Source organism: Mycobacterium sp. TH-M15 (assembly GCF_057473705.1).
In genome coordinates this window covers 1-1,577 of sequence record NZ_JBYCLB010000696.1, presented here as the reverse complement: position 1 = coordinate 1,577, position 1,577 = coordinate 1, and the positions used below count along the sequence as shown (strand labels likewise).

General features: G+C 68.9%; 1 protein-coding gene. It reads right to left on the bottom strand.

What is annotated here, in order from left to right:
• On the bottom strand, nt 1-1,577 hold a 1,577-nt coding region (gene eccCb, locus AC2VNT_RS17170), incomplete at both ends, for a type VII secretion protein EccCb (protein WP_486948001.1).

The following is a 1,577-nucleotide window of genomic DNA, read 5'->3' as shown; positions in this document are numbered from 1 at the left end:
GTCGTAGCCCGCCGGCAGCCGCTCAGCATCATCGATGATCAAAAACACCTCCGGGCCCTGCCAGTTCCGCTGGCCGATCTGATCGACCGACACATCGTCGCTGGGCATGCGCGGCGCAAGCACCTGGGCCAACTCATCCATGCGCTGCTTGACCGCCGTCGGTGTCGACGCGAAGCGGTGCACATACGACGAATCCAGCACACCCAGCAGCTGGCGGCGCGGATCAATCAGCCACACCTGCGCGGCCGGGCGGCCCGCCCGCCCCGTCACCACCTGCCCTGTTGACGTCTCGGCGCCCGGGGCGTAGACCCGCCCAATCTCGCGCATCACCGTCGCGCACGCCGTGGTGCGCCCGCACTTGGTTTGCCCCGTGATCACCAGATGCTGGCTGTCGAAGAACACCGGACGCTCGGTCTCATCGAGCGCCCACACCATCGTGGAGGTCGCCCGGTCATCGGCGGCCGCCGCCGCGGCCAGCTCGGCGGGCGCCACCCGTTGCGGCAGCCGGCGCACCTTCGGCGCCGGGGTAAACCCGCTGGCCACCCGGTCCACGGCCTCGGCCACGCTGCGCGAGTCGAACACCTCGCCAGCGGTGGAGTCCAGCGCCGGGCGCGCCGTCAGGGTGTGCAACCCCACCGGGTCCCAGCCGGCGCGCTCGTACTTCTGTCCGATCATGCCGCGCCCTGGCCGGCCCGAAGGGACCTCGGCGGCCAGGCGCGGCTTGGCCACCAGTTGGGCATCGTTGATATCGGCCAGGCGCAGCTCGACTCGAGACCCGAAGTCCCCGCGTACCGACACCTGCAGGTCGGTGCTCTTGGAGACCGCGGCCACCACGTGAATACCGAACGTCGGCCCTTCCTTGATCAGCCGGTTCACCTTGTCTTCGACCAGCGCCGGATACTCGCTAGCCAGCGCCGCGTAGTTGTCGATCACCAAAAACACGTCGCCGTAACCGTCATCGGGGATCGCCCCGGGCTCACGGCCAGACTTGCGTCGGCGAAACACCTCCATCGACATCACGCCGGTGGCCTCGAAACTGCGCTTACGTGAGGCCAGCAGCGCCGCCATCTCCGCCACGGTGCGGCGCACACCGTCGCCGTCCAGCGACATCGCCACACCACCGACATGCGGCAACCCCGCCACACTGCCCAGCGCCGCCGAGGAAAACGCCAAGCAATAGAACTGCACCTGCTCGGGGGTATGGGTCATGGCCGCCGCGCAAATCAGGTCCTGCAGCGCCGTCGTCTTGCCCGAGCCCTGAGCGCCGACGATCACCACGTTGGCTCCCGGGCCCGACACGTCAACCGTCAACGGATGCTGGTCGTGCTTGAACGGCCGGTCCACCAGCCCGATCGGGAACACCAGATTCGGGGTGCGCGCGTAGTCGCTGTCCCAGCGCCGTCCCAGATGGGTGTTCACCAATTTCTCCACACTCCACGGCGCATCCAGCGGCGGCTTCCACAGCCGGTAGGGCTCAAAGTCAATCCGGCGCAGCGGGTCGATGATGATGCGCCCCACCGGGGGGCGCATCAGCGCAGTGACGGCCTCGGCGTCCTCGCGGTCGCGGGGCGCCTCGG